Annotated in this window: 15 protein-coding genes; 10 read left to right on the top strand and 5 right to left on the bottom strand. The window is 53.1% G+C overall.

Annotated elements, in window-relative coordinates; all coding sequences use genetic code 11:
* Positions 1 to 32: 32 nt before the first annotated feature.
* Entirely contained in the window at positions 33 to 863 is an 831-nt protein-coding gene (locus H8B15_RS13150; protein ID WP_187320152.1) for a phosphatase PAP2 family protein, read from the bottom strand.
* 192 nt (positions 864 to 1,055) lie between these two features.
* On the opposite strand from H8B15_RS13150, the gene metK reads away from it, so the two are divergent.
* Positions 1,056 to 2,309 (top strand): methionine adenosyltransferase, encoded by a 1,254-nt coding sequence (gene metK, locus H8B15_RS13145; RefSeq protein ID WP_187320151.1) that lies wholly within the window; start codon positions 1,056 to 1,058, stop codon positions 2,307 to 2,309.
* A gap of 84 nt (positions 2,310 to 2,393) precedes the next feature.
* Here the strand turns inward: metK and hpf are convergent, their stop codons facing one another.
* The 4 genes from hpf to H8B15_RS13125 all read right to left on the bottom strand — a co-directional run bounded on the left by hpf (position 2,394) and on the right by H8B15_RS13125 (position 5,253).
* Entirely contained in the window at positions 2,394 to 2,693 is a 300-nt protein-coding gene (gene hpf, locus H8B15_RS13140) for a ribosome hibernation-promoting factor, HPF/YfiA family (protein ID WP_185281437.1), read from the bottom strand.
* 31 nt (positions 2,694 to 2,724) lie between these two features.
* The gene (locus tag H8B15_RS13135) at positions 2,725 to 3,612 is read right to left on the bottom strand and encodes a tyrosine-type recombinase/integrase (RefSeq protein ID WP_187320150.1); all 888 of its coding nucleotides are present in this window, start codon (positions 3,610 to 3,612) and stop codon (positions 2,725 to 2,727) included.
* A gap of 133 nt (positions 3,613 to 3,745) precedes the next feature.
* On the bottom strand, positions 3,746 to 3,940 hold the full coding sequence (gene rpsU, locus H8B15_RS13130) for a 30S ribosomal protein S21 (RefSeq protein ID WP_185281435.1): 195 nt from the start codon (positions 3,938 to 3,940) through the stop codon (positions 3,746 to 3,748).
* Between the two features lie 170 nt (positions 3,941 to 4,110).
* Positions 4,111 to 5,253, bottom strand: coding sequence for an acyl-CoA dehydrogenase family protein (locus tag H8B15_RS13125; RefSeq protein ID WP_187320149.1), 1,143 nt, complete (start codon positions 5,251 to 5,253; stop codon positions 4,111 to 4,113).
* Between the two features lie 222 nt (positions 5,254 to 5,475).
* On the opposite strand from H8B15_RS13125, the gene H8B15_RS13120 reads away from it, so the two are divergent.
* The 9 genes from H8B15_RS13120 (at position 5,476) to H8B15_RS13080 (ending at position 16,547) form a co-directional block, all read left to right on the top strand.
* The gene (locus H8B15_RS13120; RefSeq protein ID WP_187320148.1) at positions 5,476 to 6,405 is read left to right on the top strand and encodes a polysaccharide biosynthesis/export family protein; all 930 of its coding nucleotides are present in this window, start codon (positions 5,476 to 5,478) and stop codon (positions 6,403 to 6,405) included.
* 60 nt (positions 6,406 to 6,465) lie between these two features.
* Complete coding sequence (locus tag H8B15_RS13115; protein ID WP_187320147.1) at positions 6,466 to 8,919, top strand: polysaccharide biosynthesis tyrosine autokinase; 2,454 nt, start codon at positions 6,466 to 6,468, stop codon at positions 8,917 to 8,919.
* A gap of 13 nt (positions 8,920 to 8,932) precedes the next feature.
* Entirely contained in the window at positions 8,933 to 9,697 is a 765-nt protein-coding gene (locus H8B15_RS13110; RefSeq protein ID WP_187320146.1) for a tyrosine-protein phosphatase, read from the top strand.
* Between the two features lie 73 nt (positions 9,698 to 9,770).
* Complete coding sequence (locus tag H8B15_RS13105) at positions 9,771 to 10,787, top strand: NAD-dependent epimerase/dehydratase family protein (RefSeq protein WP_187320145.1); 1,017 nt, start codon at positions 9,771 to 9,773, stop codon at positions 10,785 to 10,787.
* 87 nt (positions 10,788 to 10,874) lie between these two features.
* Complete coding sequence (locus H8B15_RS13100; RefSeq protein ID WP_187320144.1) at positions 10,875 to 12,272, top strand: tetratricopeptide repeat protein; 1,398 nt, start codon at positions 10,875 to 10,877, stop codon at positions 12,270 to 12,272.
* 188 nt (positions 12,273 to 12,460) lie between these two features.
* On the top strand, positions 12,461 to 13,291 hold the full coding sequence (locus H8B15_RS13095; RefSeq protein WP_187320143.1) for a phosphosulfolactate synthase: 831 nt from the start codon (positions 12,461 to 12,463) through the stop codon (positions 13,289 to 13,291).
* A 208-nt stretch (positions 13,292 to 13,499) separates the two neighbouring features.
* The gene (locus tag H8B15_RS13090; protein WP_187320142.1) at positions 13,500 to 14,867 is read left to right on the top strand and encodes a PQQ-dependent sugar dehydrogenase; all 1,368 of its coding nucleotides are present in this window, start codon (positions 13,500 to 13,502) and stop codon (positions 14,865 to 14,867) included.
* A gap of 109 nt (positions 14,868 to 14,976) precedes the next feature.
* Entirely contained in the window at positions 14,977 to 15,627 is a 651-nt protein-coding gene (locus H8B15_RS13085; protein WP_187320141.1) for a DedA family protein, read from the top strand.
* Between the two features lie 179 nt (positions 15,628 to 15,806).
* A complete protein-coding gene (locus H8B15_RS13080) occupies positions 15,807 to 16,547 on the top strand; it encodes a shikimate dehydrogenase family protein (protein WP_187320140.1) in 741 nt (246 codons plus the stop codon).
* Positions 16,548 to 16,644 lie beyond the last annotated feature (97 nt).

The raw sequence follows: 16,644 nt of genomic DNA, 5'->3' as shown, positions 1-16,644 counted from the left end.
AGCGAGGCCATGAGACTGTGTTCAGTAAGTTGTTACAGCAGCTTCGTAATCGCCAAGCCGCTGTATCCATACCCATTGATGTTAATCCCCTGCACCGGCGCCAGTGAAAGACCCGTACGGTCGGCGGTTTTGTGCAACTGGGGCACTACAATGCCTGTAGCGGCACCTATCACATACCCTACAATATTGTCAGATAGGAAATGCTTGCCGGCTTTAATACGCGTATAGGCCTGGGCGGCCGGTACTAAGGCCGCCGCCGTCCACACCAGCGGCTCGGCCGCCGAGCCAGGGTTGAAATCGTGGTACACCTTGGCCGCAAAGAAGGTAGCCACCGCTGTGTTAGCCGTATGGCCAGCGTAGAAGGAGTTGGTGGAGATGTGACTGTTTCGGGAGCCGCCGCCCTCGGTGCCGTACAGAAACGGACGGTAGCGGGTAGTAGTCCCTATGGTCATCGTGAAAATGGCATTCTGGGCTGCCAGGGTTTGCAAATAGAGGCCAAGCACCTGCCCATAGCGTCCGCGCACATTGGTATTCAGTGCCAGCAAGCCTGGTGCAATGAGTAAGCTAGGATAGACAATGAAGTCACCAGCAGTCAGAGCGCTTTTGCTGTAGTAACCAGCCGAAAACCGATCAAACTTGGGAATATCGTTCCTATTCAAGGCCGACAGCTGGGCGTCGCTCAGGCCATCTTTCCGCGAAGACAAGTACAATCCCAAGCCGCTCACGGCTCCCAGGCCCACCGAAATGGGAGCGTCTACGGCAAAGCGGGTTTTATAGGGCGAAGGCGCTTGTTGAGCCGTTGCGGTGGGTAGTGTAACGGTTGCCAACGAAGCAGTCAGCAATAGGGTAAGAATGTATTTCATGGAGGAAAATTGAAGTATAAGAATACAACGCATACTAAATGGTAGAGGTTAAGGCCGATCTGCTATTCATTCTATGCCGTACAAGTGAGTAGCCACACATAAAACTCGTAGCTTTGCGGCCCAACCTAGCCATACTGCCAGTGTTGGGCAGGGGCTGCCGGCCCCTTGCGCACCTTATATGCTTCTACGCTGATGCCGTACTTGTTCACCTCCGAATCGGTTTCGGAAGGCCACCCCGATAAAATCGCCGACCAGATTTCGGATGCTATCCTCGACGAATTCCTGCGCCAGGACCCTACCTCTAAAGTAGCCTGCGAAACCCTCGTCACCACCGACTACGTGCTGCTGGCCGGCGAAATCAAGTCAGCCGCCCAGGTAGACGTAGAGCAGATCGCCCGCGATGTGATTCGCCGCATCGGCTACAACAACCCCGAGTATAAGTTCGATGGCAACACCTGCCAGGTGGAAAACCGCCTGCATGCGCAGTCGCCTGATATCAACCAGGGCGTAGAGCGCCAGAATCCCGAAGACCAAGGTGCCGGCGACCAGGGCATGATGTTCGGCTACGCTACCCGCGAGACGGACAACTACATGCCCCTGGCCCTCGACCTCTCGCACCGCCTGTTGCGCGAGCTGGCTGCCATCCGCAAGGAGGGTAAGGAAATGACCTACCTGCGCCCCGATGCCAAGGCTCAGGTAACCATTCGCTACGCCGATGACAACACCCCCGAAGCCATCGAAACCATTGTGGTGAGCACCCAGCACGATGAGTTCGACGAGTCGGAAGAGAAGATGCTGGCGCAGATTGCCACCGACATCAAAACCATCCTGATTCCGCGCGTGAAGGCCAGCCTCAGCGCCGACGTGCAAAACCTCTTCACAGATCAGATCACCTACCACATCAACCCTACCGGCAAGTTCGTAATCGGTGGTCCGCACGGTGACTCCGGTCTTACGGGCCGCAAAATAATTGTAGATACCTACGGCGGCAAGGGCGCCCACGGCGGCGGTGCCTTCTCCGGTAAAGACTCCTCCAAGGTAGACCGCTCGGCGGCCTACGCGGCACGTCACATCGCCAAAAACCTGGTAGCCGCCGGCGTGGCCGACCAGGTGCTGGTGCAGGTAGCCTACGCCATAGGCGTAGCCAAACCAGTAGGCGTGTACGTAACCACCTACGGCACCACCAAAGCCACCAATGCCAGCGGCCAGCTGCTCACCGATGGCGAAATATCTGCCAAGGTACAGGAGCTGTTTGATATGCGCCCCTATGCTATTGTGCAACGCCTGGGTCTGCAAAAGCCCATCTTCGGCGCTACTGCGGCCTATGGCCACATGGGCCGTCAGCCTGGTCAGGTTTCAGTGAATGGCAACGGTCAGACCGCCGAAACCTTCACTTGGGAAAAGCTCGACTATGTAGAGCAAATCAAGGCTGCTTTTGAATTATAGAATGGAAATTCTTTCCATAGAAAAGGCCCTACCCACAGCATGTGGGTAGGGCCTTTCTTGTATCTATAAGCAAAGGCAGAAACCTTAGTGTGACATGTGTTTTTCCTTGTATTTCACAATCTGCCGGCGCAGGCATTCATACGCTGCATCTGCTGCCGACTCGAAGGTAGGCGCTTCTTCCTGACAAAAGATAGTGGAGCCGGGGACCAGTAGTTTCACTTCCAAGGTTTTATTGCTAATGCCGTCCTTGTTGTTCAGCTTCAAAATAACTTCGCCTTCTGTCACGCGGTCGTAGAAGGTTTCCAGTTTGTCGAGGCGCTTCTGGATGAAGTCGAGCAAGGATTGGTCGGCAGTGAAGTGCACCGAATGCATCTGTACTTTCATCGGAAATGGGGTTAAGGGTAAGAGAAATAGCTTAGGCTTTGGGATGAGCCTGCTCGAAAACCGCTTTCAGCTTGTCAATCGACAGGTGAGTGTACACTTGGGTAGCAGCTAGATTAGCGTGTCCCAACAGCTCCTTAATGGCGTTGAGGTCGGCCCCTTTGCCAAGCAGGTGCGTGGCAAAGGAGTGCCGCAACACGTGCGGATGCTGCTGCGACGAGGCGGTGGTTATCTGGCTCAAATAGTGCTTCACGGTGCGATACACAAACTTTTCGTAGAGCGGGTCTCCCTTATCCGTAACGAGGAGCGCCCGCCGGACGTTGTCGGCCGGCCCGAATTCCTGCTGCTTGCGTGCTAAGTACTTGTCCAGCACACCCAATAATGTGGGGTTGAGCGGCACAATGCGCTGCTTGTTGCCTTTGCCCGTTACGCGCACCGTACGGCCGGGTAGGCTCACATCGTCGGGCCGTATACCAATCAGCTCCGACAAACGGATGCCGGTGCCGTAAAGTAATTCGAGTACCAATTGGTCGCGCACGCCGGCAAAGGTCTCCGGAAACTCAAAAGAATTCAGCAGCCCGTTCAATGAATCTTCGGGCACAAAGTCGGGTAGCTTCTTCGCTACCTTCGGCGACTTGATGCGCAGCATGGGGTTGCGCGTGGCAGCACCCGTTTGTAGCAGAAACTTATAATAGGAGCGTAGGCAAGCAATTTTTCGGTTCACGGTGCGCGGGTCCAGCTCCTGTTGCATCAAACTCACTACCCAGCCACGAATAAGCGTGTGGTCGGCTTGGTCCGGTTCTGCCAGCTCATACTCAACCTGCAAATACTCAGCAAACTGCCGCAAATCGGTTTGATACGACAGCAAGGTGTGCGGACTGTAGCGCTTCTCAAAGCGCAGGTACTCAAAAAACAATTCCATACAAAAGCACCGGCCAGGTAGGGGCTGGGTTGCCAATGTATGGAATTCCACAGAAAAGTATGCACGCGAAAAACCGGCTGACTTACTTCTGAAAGTAAATCAGCCGGTTTTCTCAACTCAAAGAGCGGTCAGACTAGTCGTTGCCTGTGCCGTAGGTGGCTTGCTTGTAGATAGCCTTCTCTTTCTGCTTGCGGTTGGTTACCGACGGCTTCTGGAAGAACGTGCGACGACGCAGTTCTTTCAGCACACCCGTGCGCTCAAATTTCTTCTTGAAGCGCTTCAGCGCGCGGTCTACCGACTCGTTCTCCTTGATTTGGACGATGATCATATGTTCAGTTAGCTTGAAAACTTCTGCTTTGGTAAAGGGCTGCAAAGATAACCATAGTTTCTGATGATTTCAAAGCAAGGCTACTAGGTTTCAGCCCATAAAGTGTTCTACAGCCTGTCAAATCGATTATCGGAGCACAATAAATCGATTTGACAATGGAAGTATCTGTTTTAGGCATTGAGCAAACTGCGGGCGATAACCAGTTTCTGAATCTCAGAAGTACCCTCCCCAATAGTGCAGAGCTTGGCGTCGCGGTAATATTTCTCCGCAGGGTAGTCTTTGGTGTAACCGTAGCCGCCAAAAATTTGCACCCCCTCGTTGGCCACGCGCACTGCCACTTCCGAGGCGTAGAGCTTCGCCATGGCTGACTCGCGATTCACGTTCAGACCACGTTGCTTCATATCAGCTGCGCGGTAGGTGAGTAGCGAGGCAGCCTCAATTTCAGTTGCCATATCTGCCAGTTTAAAGGAAATTCCTTGGAAGCTGCTGATGGGCTGATTGAATTGATGGCGTTCCTGCGAATAATTCAGTGCAGCCTCCAGCGCGCCCTGCGCGATACCCAGGCTCAGTGCCGCAATGCTAATGCGGCCGCCATCCAGCACCTTCAACGACTGAATAAAGCCGTCGCCTACCTTGCCAATCACGTTTTCCTGCGGCACACGACAGTCTGTGAAAATCATTTCGGTGGTTTCAGACGCGCGCATGCCCAGCTTATCTTCCTTGCGGCCACCTGCAAAACCGGGCGTACCACGCTCCACAATAAAGGCCGTCATGCCGTGCGAGTCGCCTACCTCGCCAGTACGCGCAATGACTACCGCCACATGACCGGACTTGCCATGGGTGATAAAATTCTTAGCGCCGTTGAGCACGTACTCGTTGCCATCCAGTACGGCAGTCGTACGCATGTTGCCAGCATCCGAGCCGGTATTCGGTTCAGTGAGTCCCCAGGCCCCAATCCATTCACCGGAAGCCAGCCTGGGAAGATATTTTTGTTTTTGCTCCTCAGAAGCGTGCTGGAGAATATGGCCGGTACAGAGTGAATTATGCGCCGCCATAGAAAGGCCGATGCTACCATCAATTTTGGCCAGCTCAGCAATGGCTGTCACGTATTCAGGGTAGCCAAAGCCCGAACCTCCGTATTGCTGCGGCACTAATACGCCCATTAGACCTAATTCGCCTAGCTTATGAAAAATATCAATGGGAAATTCTTGGCTTTCGTCCCAGCGCATCATATGCGGCTTGATATGAGTGGCGCCAAAATCGCGCACCATCTGCGCAATCAGGGTTTGATTTTCAACTTCTTCTACTAGCATGGGTGGGGTGGGAGAGAGTTTTTACTAACAAACGTAAGTTATTAGTTCTGTGTTGATATTAAAAATAATGTGGCTAATGATCTGATGAGGGGCCAGGCCATACTGGTGCGAATTTTGAAAGCGACGGCCAATTTGGTTACTTTGAAGGTTTCCAGATAGGCAAACCAGTGCTAAGGCGCTGTTGGTCTGTATCCTAGCTCTGATCCGGCTTGCCCGGCCTGCATGCAACAACTACCCACTACTCGTCGTCTGCTGCGTTTTTGGCTTCTCTACCTGCCTTTTTCGCTGATAGCACTGCTTTCTTCCTGCACCACTTCCCGCGTGCGGCAACAGAATACCATGTTCCGCCTCGATGGTACGATGGCCGATACATCTAAACTGCGTCGTGCTCTGAATCGTGCCGAGCGCAACTATGTTATTCAGCCCAACGACTACCTGGCTATTCGGGTGTATACGAATGAGGGTGAGTCCATTATTGATCCAAACGGCGAATTATCATTTGGTTCCCCTACTGGAAGTGGCAGTCGTCAGTCCGCAGGTGCTGGTCGGCAGGGCGCTAGCCGCGGAGGTAGTGCCCAGAACGGTGGTGCCGAGTTTCTGGTGCAAAATGACGGTGTCGTGCGTCTACCCATGGTAGGCGACGTAAAGCTGAGTGGGTATACCTTACTAGAAGCAGATAGCGTGCTCAAAGGCAGATACAACGAATTTTATCAGCAGCCTTTCGTCACAACGCAAGTCAGCAACAACCGCATTATTATACTAGGAGCCGTAGGTGGTAGCAGTGGTCAGGTCATTCCGCTGGTCAACGACAATATGAACCTAATTGAAGTGTTAGCTTTAGCTGGCGGCATTGATGGTGGGGCCATTACCGGAACAGGAACTGGACGTATAGGCCGAGCAGACAATATTCGCCTGATTCGGGGTGACCTGAAAAATCCAAGAGTGCAAGTTATTGACCTCACATCCTTTGCTGGTATGCGCCAAGCCAATTTGCAGGTGGAACCCAATGATATAATTTATGTTGAGCCAGTAAGGCGGCCTTTCTTTGAGGCAATAGGGGATATTGCTCCTTTGTTTGGTATCGTTAGTGGGTTAGCAGGACTGGCTACTACTATAATTTATTTAACGGTTAACCTGCGAAGTAACAATTAATACGCATCCCTATCACTGTCGTCAAACAGTGCTAATCAAACTCAACAGTAAAGCGCCCCTATGGCTGCGAAAGAAGAAGTTGAATTGGAAGAGTTGATCCGCAATGCGGGTGGTGGCGAAGCCGAGTCGGAAGAAGACGAAGGCTCTGGCTTAGATTTAACCACGCTCCTTATGGTAGCGCGCAAGAGCCTACCATGGGTATTACTACTAATTGGTTTAGGTTTAACAGCCTCTTGGCTGTTCTTGCGTTATACCCCTCCCATCTATCGCTCATCCTCGGTGTTAAAAATAGATGAGAAGACAGAGGCCGGAGTGCTGGGATTTGATATAGTTGGAGGTGATAAACAAAGTATAAGTAAACTGTCCGGTGAGGTAGAGTTAATTAAATCCGATCTTATTTATCGGCGTTTAAAAGATTCATTGATGCTAGACGTAAATTATTATGTAGAAGGTACAGTGCTCGAGCGAGAGCTGTACCGTATTTCGCCGTTTATAGTTAGTTACACAGTGCAGGATGGATCTCAGTTCAACGTCCGCTTTGCGGTTGATTTTCTAGACAAACAGCGCTTCATTCTTTCTTATGAATTGGGTGGACAGGAACAGAGCCAAGAATATCGTATTGGCCAACCTATCAAAACACCTGGTTTTCTGTTAACTATATCAAATACTGGTTTTTTTAATTCGGAAACGTTAGAGAATAATTACTATTTTTTAATTAATGATAGTGGAGCAATAAATAATTATTTAAATGCTAATCTAAGTGTGGCTATTGAGAATCCGGATGCGAACACCATCAATATTTCTTTCACAGATAAGACACCGCTTAAGGCTCAGGATATTGTCAACAAGGTAGATACAGTTTATTTAATTGAAAAAGTACTGAAAAAACAGGAGGTAGAAAGAAGGCAGCTTCAGTTTATTGATTCTGAGTTATATAAAAGCAAAGAGGGGTTAAGTAAAGCGGAGGAGGATATGCAGTCGTTTGCTGAGCGTAATAAGGCATTCGATGTGAAAAGTGAATTGACTGCCATTGCTTCAGCTATTGCTGAACAGGAAATGGAGCGTCAGAGGCTACTAGATAAGGTAAAACTGCTTATAGAACTACGTAATACTGTAGACAGTGACCGAATAGTTGGACAGGAAGATGTAGATGTAATGCAGGCTATTCCCGCATTGGGGGATATTGGTGATCCACAATTGCCACAACTCTTGCAACAGTTCAATAACCAACAACTTGCTTTGCAGCAGTTATTGAAATCGTATAAGCCGACTACTACTACTGTACAATTGCGACAAGAAGCACTGGCTTTCACGAAAAAAACAGTGCAAGATCTGTTGTCCCAAAATCAGGCTGTTTTACAAAAACAGCTTGCACTTATGACCCAGCAACGACAGCAAATGGAGGCTAGACTTCAGACCATCCCTCAGAAAGTTACTGAGCAGGGGCGTCTACGCCGGCCATTTGAGTTATTGGAACGCTATAATGGCATGCTGATGGATCGGAAAATGTCATACGGCATTGCAATGGCAGGCACTATTCCCGACTTCCAAATTTTGTCCCCTGCATCGGTTCCGACTACCCCCATCTCACCTGTGCGTACTATGGTGTATGCTATTGGGCTGGCGGGTGGCATTGTGCTGGGTATTGGGCTGATTGCGGTGCGCTACCTCATGCACAACACCGTAACAAACATTCGGGAGTTGGAACGGAATAGCTCGGCCACAGTATTGGGTGTAATCCCTACCTACGATCGGGAGAAGATGGCTGTGTCGAAATTGGTGGTGGATAAGAATCCGAAGTCGGCTATTTCGGAGGCTATTCGCTCTATTCGAACTAATCTGGAGTTTATGGCTTCTTCCAAAAAGAAGCGTTTGATTTCGGTGACGTCTACTATTAGCGGTGAGGGTAAAACCTTTGTAACGGTGAATCTAGCCGCTATTATTGCTTCTTCGGAGCAGCGTGTGGTGGTGCTGGATCTAGATATGCGCAAGCCGAAGGTGAACTTGGCATTTGATTCGCCTAACATAAAGGGTATCAGTACTATCCTGATTGAGCGTCATACTTGGGAAGAATGCATTCAGCATACTTCTATCCCTACCCTCGATTTCATTTCAGCTGGTCCTACGCCGCCTAACCCGTCGGAACTGATTCTAAATCCGAAGTTCGACGAATTGCTGGCCGAGCTATATCAGCATTATGACGTCGTGATGATTGATACGCCGCCGGTAGGACTAGTGACGGATGGGATTTTGATTATGCGTAAAGCCGACGTGCCGATTTATATCGTACGGGCAAACTATTCGAAAAAAGCCTTCCTGAAAAACATCAATAAACTGATCCGTGCCAATGGCTTCACGAAGCTAACCACCATCCTGAACGATGCCAAAGCAAATGGTATGTATGGTTACGGCTACGGCTACGGCTACGGCTACGGCTACGGACAAGGATACTACGAGGAGCCAACAGCACCACAAGGGCTGGTTGGACGTCTGCGTAAACGTATGTCCTCGTAGCTTTTAATACGGAATGGCTTCTTTTCTGCAAAGAATATTTGGTAGTATGGCGCCGGCTGCGGCTCCCGCTTCGTTGCAGGAGCTGGTGGTAGACATGCACTCGCATTTATTGCCAGGTATTGATGATGGAGCGGCCACGGTGGAGCATTCGGTAGAGCTGCTGCGCGAACTGCAAGGTTTAGGCTACCGCAAGCTCATTATGACGCCCCACGTGATGGGGGATTTCTTTCGGAATACGCCCGCTACTATTAAGGGCGCACTGGCACAGTTACAAACAGCCGCTTCGGCAGCGGGCATTACGGGCATAGAGCTAGAATGCGCCGCCGAATATTACCTGGACGAGTGGTTTGGACGGAAGCTGGAAACGAACGAGGAGCTGCTAACCTTTGGTGGCGACCGGCACTACCTACTCTTCGAAACCTCCTACATCAACGAGCCTTTCAACCTGGCTGAAACTGTATTTAATCTACGGGCAGCAGGCTACCAGCCGGTGTTGGCGCATCCTGAGCGCTATACCTACCTCTACGGGCGGTTTGAAGAACTGGAACGCATCCGTGAAAGTGGCGTGCTGTTGCAGGTCAACCTGAATTCCTTGGCAGGTTACTACTCATCAGGAGCGCAGCGCGTAGCCGAAAAGTTAATTGATGCAGGCTTGGTAGATATGCTGGGTACCGATGCGCACAACGTAAAGCATACCGCTACCTTGCGTAATAAGGTGCTCACGACCAGCTATCTGCGGAAGGCGCTGGAATTGCCTTTGCTGAATAACAGCCTGTAAGCGGCTGCGGACCCGCAAATTTTCCTATATTCGATTACGGACGGTCCGCCTTCTTTACGCTTACTTCTTTCGTATGATTTTCGTCACCGGTGGTAGCGGCCTGCTGGGCAGTTTCCTGATTGATGCGCTGGTGACGCGTGGGCACGCGGTACGAGCTTTATATAGACAAACTATTCCGGCTGGTGTGGTAGCCCAGCAAGTGGAGTGGGTACAGGGCGACATCCGGGACGCGGACTTGCTGCATGCCTCTCTTGCCGATGTCACGCACGTGTTTCACTGCGCGGGGTTGGTTTCCTATGCTCCTCAGGATGAAACGGCTCTGCTCCAGGTGAATGTAGAAGGAACGGCGGCCGTAGTAGACGCTTGCCTGCAATACCCCGGTGTACGGCTGTGCCACGTGTCGTCGGTGGCGGCGCTGGGCGGCGCAGCTGCAACGCCGGAAGCACCCGCTGCCCCGCTGACGCTGGACGAAACTGCAAAGTGGGATCTGGGCGCTGAACACCCGGCCTACGCTACATCGAAATATCTGGCTGAGCTGGAAGTATGGCGTGGCGTAGCCGAAGGGCTACATGCTGTGATAGTAAATCCCTCCGTGATATTGGGACCGGCCGACTGGGACCGGAGCAGCACCCGCTTGTTTCGCTATGCCTACCAGCAGCACGCTTTTTACACGGCTGGCAGTATCAACCTAGTGGATGTGCGTGATGTAGTGGTCATGATGCTGCATCTGGCTTTCGAAACCAGCCTGACGGGCCAGCGCTACGTGCTGAACGGGGGAGCCATGCCCCTGCGTGAATTTCTGGCGGAGGCGGCGCGGTATTTTCAAAAGAAGCCGCCTACCCTACAAGTACCGGAGTGGGCCGCCGAGGCAATCTGGCGGTTGGAGCATGTACGCTCCGTGGTAACGGGAGCACGGCCGCTTATCACTAAAGACACGGCCCGCGCCGGCCGCCGTGCCACTACCTACCGCACCAAAAAGGTGCAACAGGCCACAGGTATAGCCTTCCGGCCGCTGGCTGAAACCATTGCCTGGTGCTGCGCAGGCCTGCAACAGAACTTGCCGGCATCCGGTGCGGTTGTTGTATCTTAGAAACCGTAGTGTCATACTAGTGGCCTACCCTACCATAGTCGGCAGAGTCTGCCTTTTTGACGGTCCTTTGCTTTTTGCAGTATGAGAATGAACGAGAATTTTGAGGAGCGGGACGAAGTGCAGGCTACCGTACGCCGTTTTGAACAGATGATGGCCAGCAATGAGTCCGCCTTTTTTGATTTGGCCGAGTTCGAGAATATCATCGACCACTATACCACGAACACTCAGTACGCCAAAGCCTTGCAGGCTTGCGAAGCCGCCATTGCACAATATCCATTTAGCACGGAGCTGTTGATTGACCGGGCGCAGGTGCTGGCTATGAAGGGCGAGTATACCGAAGCGGCTACCCAAATAGAAGCCGTAGCCCTACTCGACCCTGACAACCCCGACGTGGCCGTAACGCGTGGCATTATCGCTACCCAGCGCGGCGACTTCTCGACGGCTGTGGAGTTTTTTCTGGGCGCTGTGGAGCGCGCGCCTGACCGCGACGACATCTTTTTCAATCTGGGGCTGGCGTATCAGAGCTGGCAGAAATACAAAAGTGCTGCCAAGTACTACAAGCAGAGCCTTCGCCTGAATGCGGACAATGATGTGGCTGTGCAGGAACTGCTGTATTGCCTGGAAGTGAGCGAACGGCTGGAAGCCAATCTGGAATTCTTCCGCCGCTTCACCGACGAAGACCCCTACTCTGCCATTGCCTGGTACAACCTGGGGCAGGCCTACTACCGCCTGGGCGACTACGAGAAAGCGGTTAGCGCGTTTGAGTACGCGATTCTCATCGACAACAAATTCTATGATGCTCACGGCTACCTGGCCAGCACTTATGTGAGCCAGGAGAAATACCAGGAAGCTATTGAAGAATTCACGTTGAGCTACGAGAAAGATCAGCCCACGGCTGAGGCCTTGTGTAATATCGGGGAGTGCTACGAAAAGCTGGAAAACTGGGCCGAAGCTCGCCGTAACTATCAGCGTTCCATTGATATTAACCCGGAGATGGACGAGGCGTGGTTTGGCATCGGCATTGTGCTGAATGCGCAGGAGCGGTGGATGGAGGCCATCCATTTCTTTCGCAAAGCCACGGCGTTGTATGATGAAAGCGTAGAATATTGGCTGGCGTTGGCCGCAGCAGAATATCAGCTAGGCAACGTAGTGTCGGCGGTAGAAGCCTACGACCGCGCCACGCAGGTAGCCCCCGACAACAAGGAAGGCTGGCTGAACTGGAGTATCATCCTCTATGAGCAGGGCAATTTTGATGGGGCCATCGACCTGATGCGCAACGCTGTGGAGGTGCAGCCCGCCGAGGCGGAGCTATACTACCGCCTGTGCGCCTACCTGCTGGCCGCCGGGCGCTACCGCGAGGCATACGAGGTGCTGGAAAACGCCCTCACGCTGGATTTCAGTAAGCATCGGCTACTGTTTGATTACTTCCCGGAGCTGGAGTCGCAGCGTGCCCTGGCCCGCCTGATTGATCAGTACCGGAAATAGATGATAAGGACTGGGTTGACGTTTAACAATTGGTTTTCAACATCAACCCGGTTCCTCAGTCTCTCTGCTTCCAATTTCCTCACATCTACTTATAAAATTCGGGCGTACTTTTACGCCCGTTCTTTTTTCGGGGTAGTCGCTGGTGCGCAAACCAAGACCCTAATCCCCTAAGCTCCCAAGACCCTCATATGAATTACCACCTCGATCAACTTCCCGAACGCACCCAGAAACCCCGTGAGCAAGGCTATACCATGGTGATGGACAAAGGCCTGAGCGTACGCGAAACGGAAGACTTTCTGGAAGTAGGCGCGCCGTATACCGATATTGTGAAGCTAGGCTGGGCCACGTCTTTTGTGACGCCCAACCTGAAGCGTAAGCTGGCCGTGTACAAAGAAGCGGGCATCCCGGTGTATTTCGGTGGCACGTTGTTCGAGGCATTTATCATTCGCAACCAGTTCGACGACTACCGGCGATTGTTGAGCGAGTTCGATATGGAGTACGCCGAGGTATCGGATGGCTCGCTGGACATGCCTCACGATCAGAAATGCGAATACATTCGCACGCTGTCGAAAGAGGTGAAGGTGCTATCGGAGGTGGGTTCCAAGGACGCAGAGAAGATTATTCCGCCCTACAAGTGGATTTCGCAGATGCAAACTGAGCTGGAAGCTGGTTCCATCAAAGTAATCGGCGAAGCTCGCGAGGCTGGCAACGTGGGCTTGTTCCGGAGCACCGGGGAGGTGCGCTCGGGTCTGGTAGAAGAAATCCTGACCAAAGTGCCGGTAGAGAAAATCCTGTGGGAGGCCCCACAGAAGGCGCAGCAGGTATGGTTTATCAAGCTGCTGGGCGCCAACGTGAACCTGGGCAACATCGCTCCCAACGAAATTGTGAGCTTGGAAACCATCCGTCTGGGCCTGCGCGGCGACACGTTCACGCACTTCCTCGACATGGACAACGTGGATGAGATGTTTAAGCCGGCCAAGCCTACCGGTCGTCCTGGTACTTCCATGCCGCGCGGGTAGTTTCTAGCGTTTCGCATAAGAAGGAACGTCCTTTCGAGCTTGTCGAGAAATCTCGTGCGCTGATGGTGAATACAATCTCACATCAGCACGCGAGATTTCTCGACAAGCTCGAAAGGACGTTCTGTTTTTCTTACCTATTCTTCTTTCAGGGGTAGGAACATTGCTTGAGGCTGATGCGTAAGCGAATATCCATTTTGTATTACCCATCATGAATCGTCAACATCTTTCTATATTCCTGACTTCTTTGCTGTTAGCAGGCGCGTGCAGCGGCCCTTCGAAAGAAGAAAAGCAGGAAGCCCAGGCTACTACCCCCACCGATACGGTAGCCACTGCCGTGCAGCCTCTGAAACTGCCGGCCCCCTACAAAACGGAGTCGGTGACGCACCGCGTGAAGGTGATTGGCTGGCCGGCTGGCAAAACGCCGGTGGTGCCCGCGGGCTTCACCATCACTGAGTATGCCGGCAATTTTGACAGCCCGCGCTGGGCCTATGTGCTACCCAACGGCGACGTGCTGGTAGCCGAAGCCAATACAGTGCCCAACAAGACCATCAAAAAGAAGGTAACGGCCGCGCTGGACCTGGACCCCTCCAAATCGTTGCAGGCTACCAGCGCCAACCGCATCACGCTGCTGCGCGACACCAACAAAGACGGGAAGCCTGATGTGCGCGAAACGTTTTTGAGTGACCTAAACCAGCCTTTCGGGATGTTGGTGCTGGACGATAATTTCTATGTAGCCAATACCGACGGCGTAGTACGCTATGCCTATAAGCCGGGTCAAACCAAGATTACCGGGCAGGGGCAGAAAATCCTGAGCCTACCTAAAGGCGGCTATAACAACCACTGGACGCGCAACCTGCTAGCCTCGCCCGATGGCTCCAAGATTTACGTGACGGTAGGCTCGGGCTCCAACGTGATGGAGCACGGACCTGAAAACGAGGAGCGCCGCGCCAACATTCTGCAAATCAACCCCGACGGCTCCGGCGAGAAGGTATATGCCAGCGGCTTGCGTAACCCCGTGGGCATGGATTGGCAGCCAACCTCCGGCAAGCTCTGGACCGCCGTGAACGAGCGCGACGAGCTAGGCGATGAGCTGGTGCCCGACTACCTGACCAGCGTGCAGGAAGGCGGCTTCTATGGCTGGCCCTACTCGTATTATGGTCAGAACGTGGACCCGCGCCGCAAAGACGAGCGGCCCGATCTGGTGAAGAAAGCCATTATGCCCGAAGTGCCGCTGGGTCCGCACACGGCTTCGCTGGGCCTCGCGTTCTACGATCAGCAAGCCTTTCCGGCGCGCTATCAGAACGGCGCTTTCATCGGGCAGCATGGCTCGTGGAACCGCTCTACCTTCTCGGGGTATAAAGTGGTGTTTGTGCCGTTTGAAGGCGGTAAGCCTACGGGTAAGTTCGAAGATTTTGTGACGGGTTTCCTGGTAGGCAACGGCGACGACGCGTATGGCCGGCCGGTGGGCGTGACGGTGATGCCCGATGGCTCGATGCTGGTAACCGACGATGCCGGCAATAAAGTATGGCGTGTGGCCGCTACCTCGGCTGAGGCGCGGGGAGTAGCCAAACTATAGAATTGGTAGTCAGTGAAGCCGAAAATCTGACAGCGAAAACTTGCCGGATTTTTGGCTTCACTCGGAATGACGGCTGCACGTGCTTTCTTTGTGGTCTAAACCCCGCTTCATGGAAATCCTACACCAAGCGCTGGACTTCGTTCTGCACCTCGACAAGCACCTCACCGCCATCATTGCCGACTACGGCACGTGGACCTATGCTATCCTGTTCCTGATTATTTTCGTGGAAACGGGCGTGGTGGTGCTACCCTTCCTGCCCGGCGACTCCCTGCTGTTTGCGGCCGGCTCGCTGGCCGCGCTGGATGGCAGCCCGCTGAACGTGGCCGTGCTCATGGTGCTGCTAATTGCCGCGGCGGTGCTAGGCGACACGCTCAACTACCACATCGGCGACTACCTGGGGCCGCGGGTGTTTACGGATAAATCCCGCTTTTTGAAACGAGAACACCTACTGAAAACGCAGGAGTTCTATGTGAAACACGGTGCTAAGACGCTGATTCTGGCCCGCTTCATTCCTATCATTCGCACGTTTGCGCCCTTTGTGGCGGGCATGGGCACCATGAGCTACGCCCGGTTCCTGGCCTACAATGTTATTGGCGGTATTCTGTGGGTGATTTTGCTGGTAGGCGTGGGTTTCTTGTTTGGGCAAGTGCCCATCGTGCAGAAGAACTTTTCGCTGGTAGTAGTAGCCATTATTGTGCTGTCTATTTTGCCGGCGGTATTCGAGTTCTTCCGGTCACGCGGCCAGAAGTCGGCCGTATAGCTTAAGGGGCTGGTTGCACATAAGAAAATACGGCTGTCATCCTGAGCTTGCGAAGGACCTTATCACGTGAGAACGACCATCGTAGCAACGACTCGTTTAACTGGCAGAAGGTCCTTCGCAAGCTCAGGATGACAGCCGTATTTCACTGACAACTCACAACTGATAACCCGCAACTCACAATGAGAGAGTTTGGATTGATTGGCCGCACGCTGAAACACTCGTTTTCGCAGACCTACTTCACCCAAAAGTTTCACAACCTGGGCCTCGAAGACCATCAGTACGAGTTGTTTGAGCTGCCTCAGGCCGCCGATCTGGCGCAGTTGCTGGCGGCGCATCCACACTTGGCGGGCCTCAACGTTACGATTCCGTACAAGGAGCAGATCTGGCCTTTTCTCGACGAGCTGGCTTCATCGGCAGCTAGGGTAGGGGCCGTGAACGTGGTGGAGTTTACGGCCGATGGTCGCCGTGTGGGCCACAATACCGATGTCACGGGCTTTCAAGAGTCGCTACGGCGCTTCTACCCCCGCCGCGACACACCCGACCGCGCCCTGGTGCTGGGAACCGGTGGCGCCTCTAAAGCTGTGGAGGTAGCCCTGCGCGACCTGGGCATCGGCTATTGGTTGGTATCACGCAATCCGCTGGCGCACGGACTCACCTACGACGACCTCACGCCTGAGCTGGTAGCGGCACATCCGCTCATTATCAACGCCACGCCCTTGGGTACTTTCCCCAACGTGGACGACTGCCCGCTACTGCCCTACCATGCTCTCACGCCCCAGCACTACCTCTTCGACCTCATCTACAACCCCGCCGAAACGAAGTTTATGCAACACGGCCTCGCCGCCGGTGCCCGCGTCCTCAACGGCTTCGAAATGCTCTGCTTGCAAGCTGAAGCTGCCTGGGAGATTTGGAATAGGTGAAGTGGTGAGATGGTGAAGTTGTGAAATGGTGAGATAGTGAAGTGGTGAGATGGTGAGTTAAAAAAGTGCTGTCATCCTGAGCGGAGCGAAGGACCTT

The sequence above is a fragment of the Hymenobacter citatus genome (genome assembly GCF_014333615.1).
Classification (GTDB): domain Bacteria; phylum Bacteroidota; class Bacteroidia; order Cytophagales; family Hymenobacteraceae; genus Hymenobacter; species Hymenobacter citatus.
This window is presented reverse-complemented; position numbering and strand designations above follow the sequence as displayed.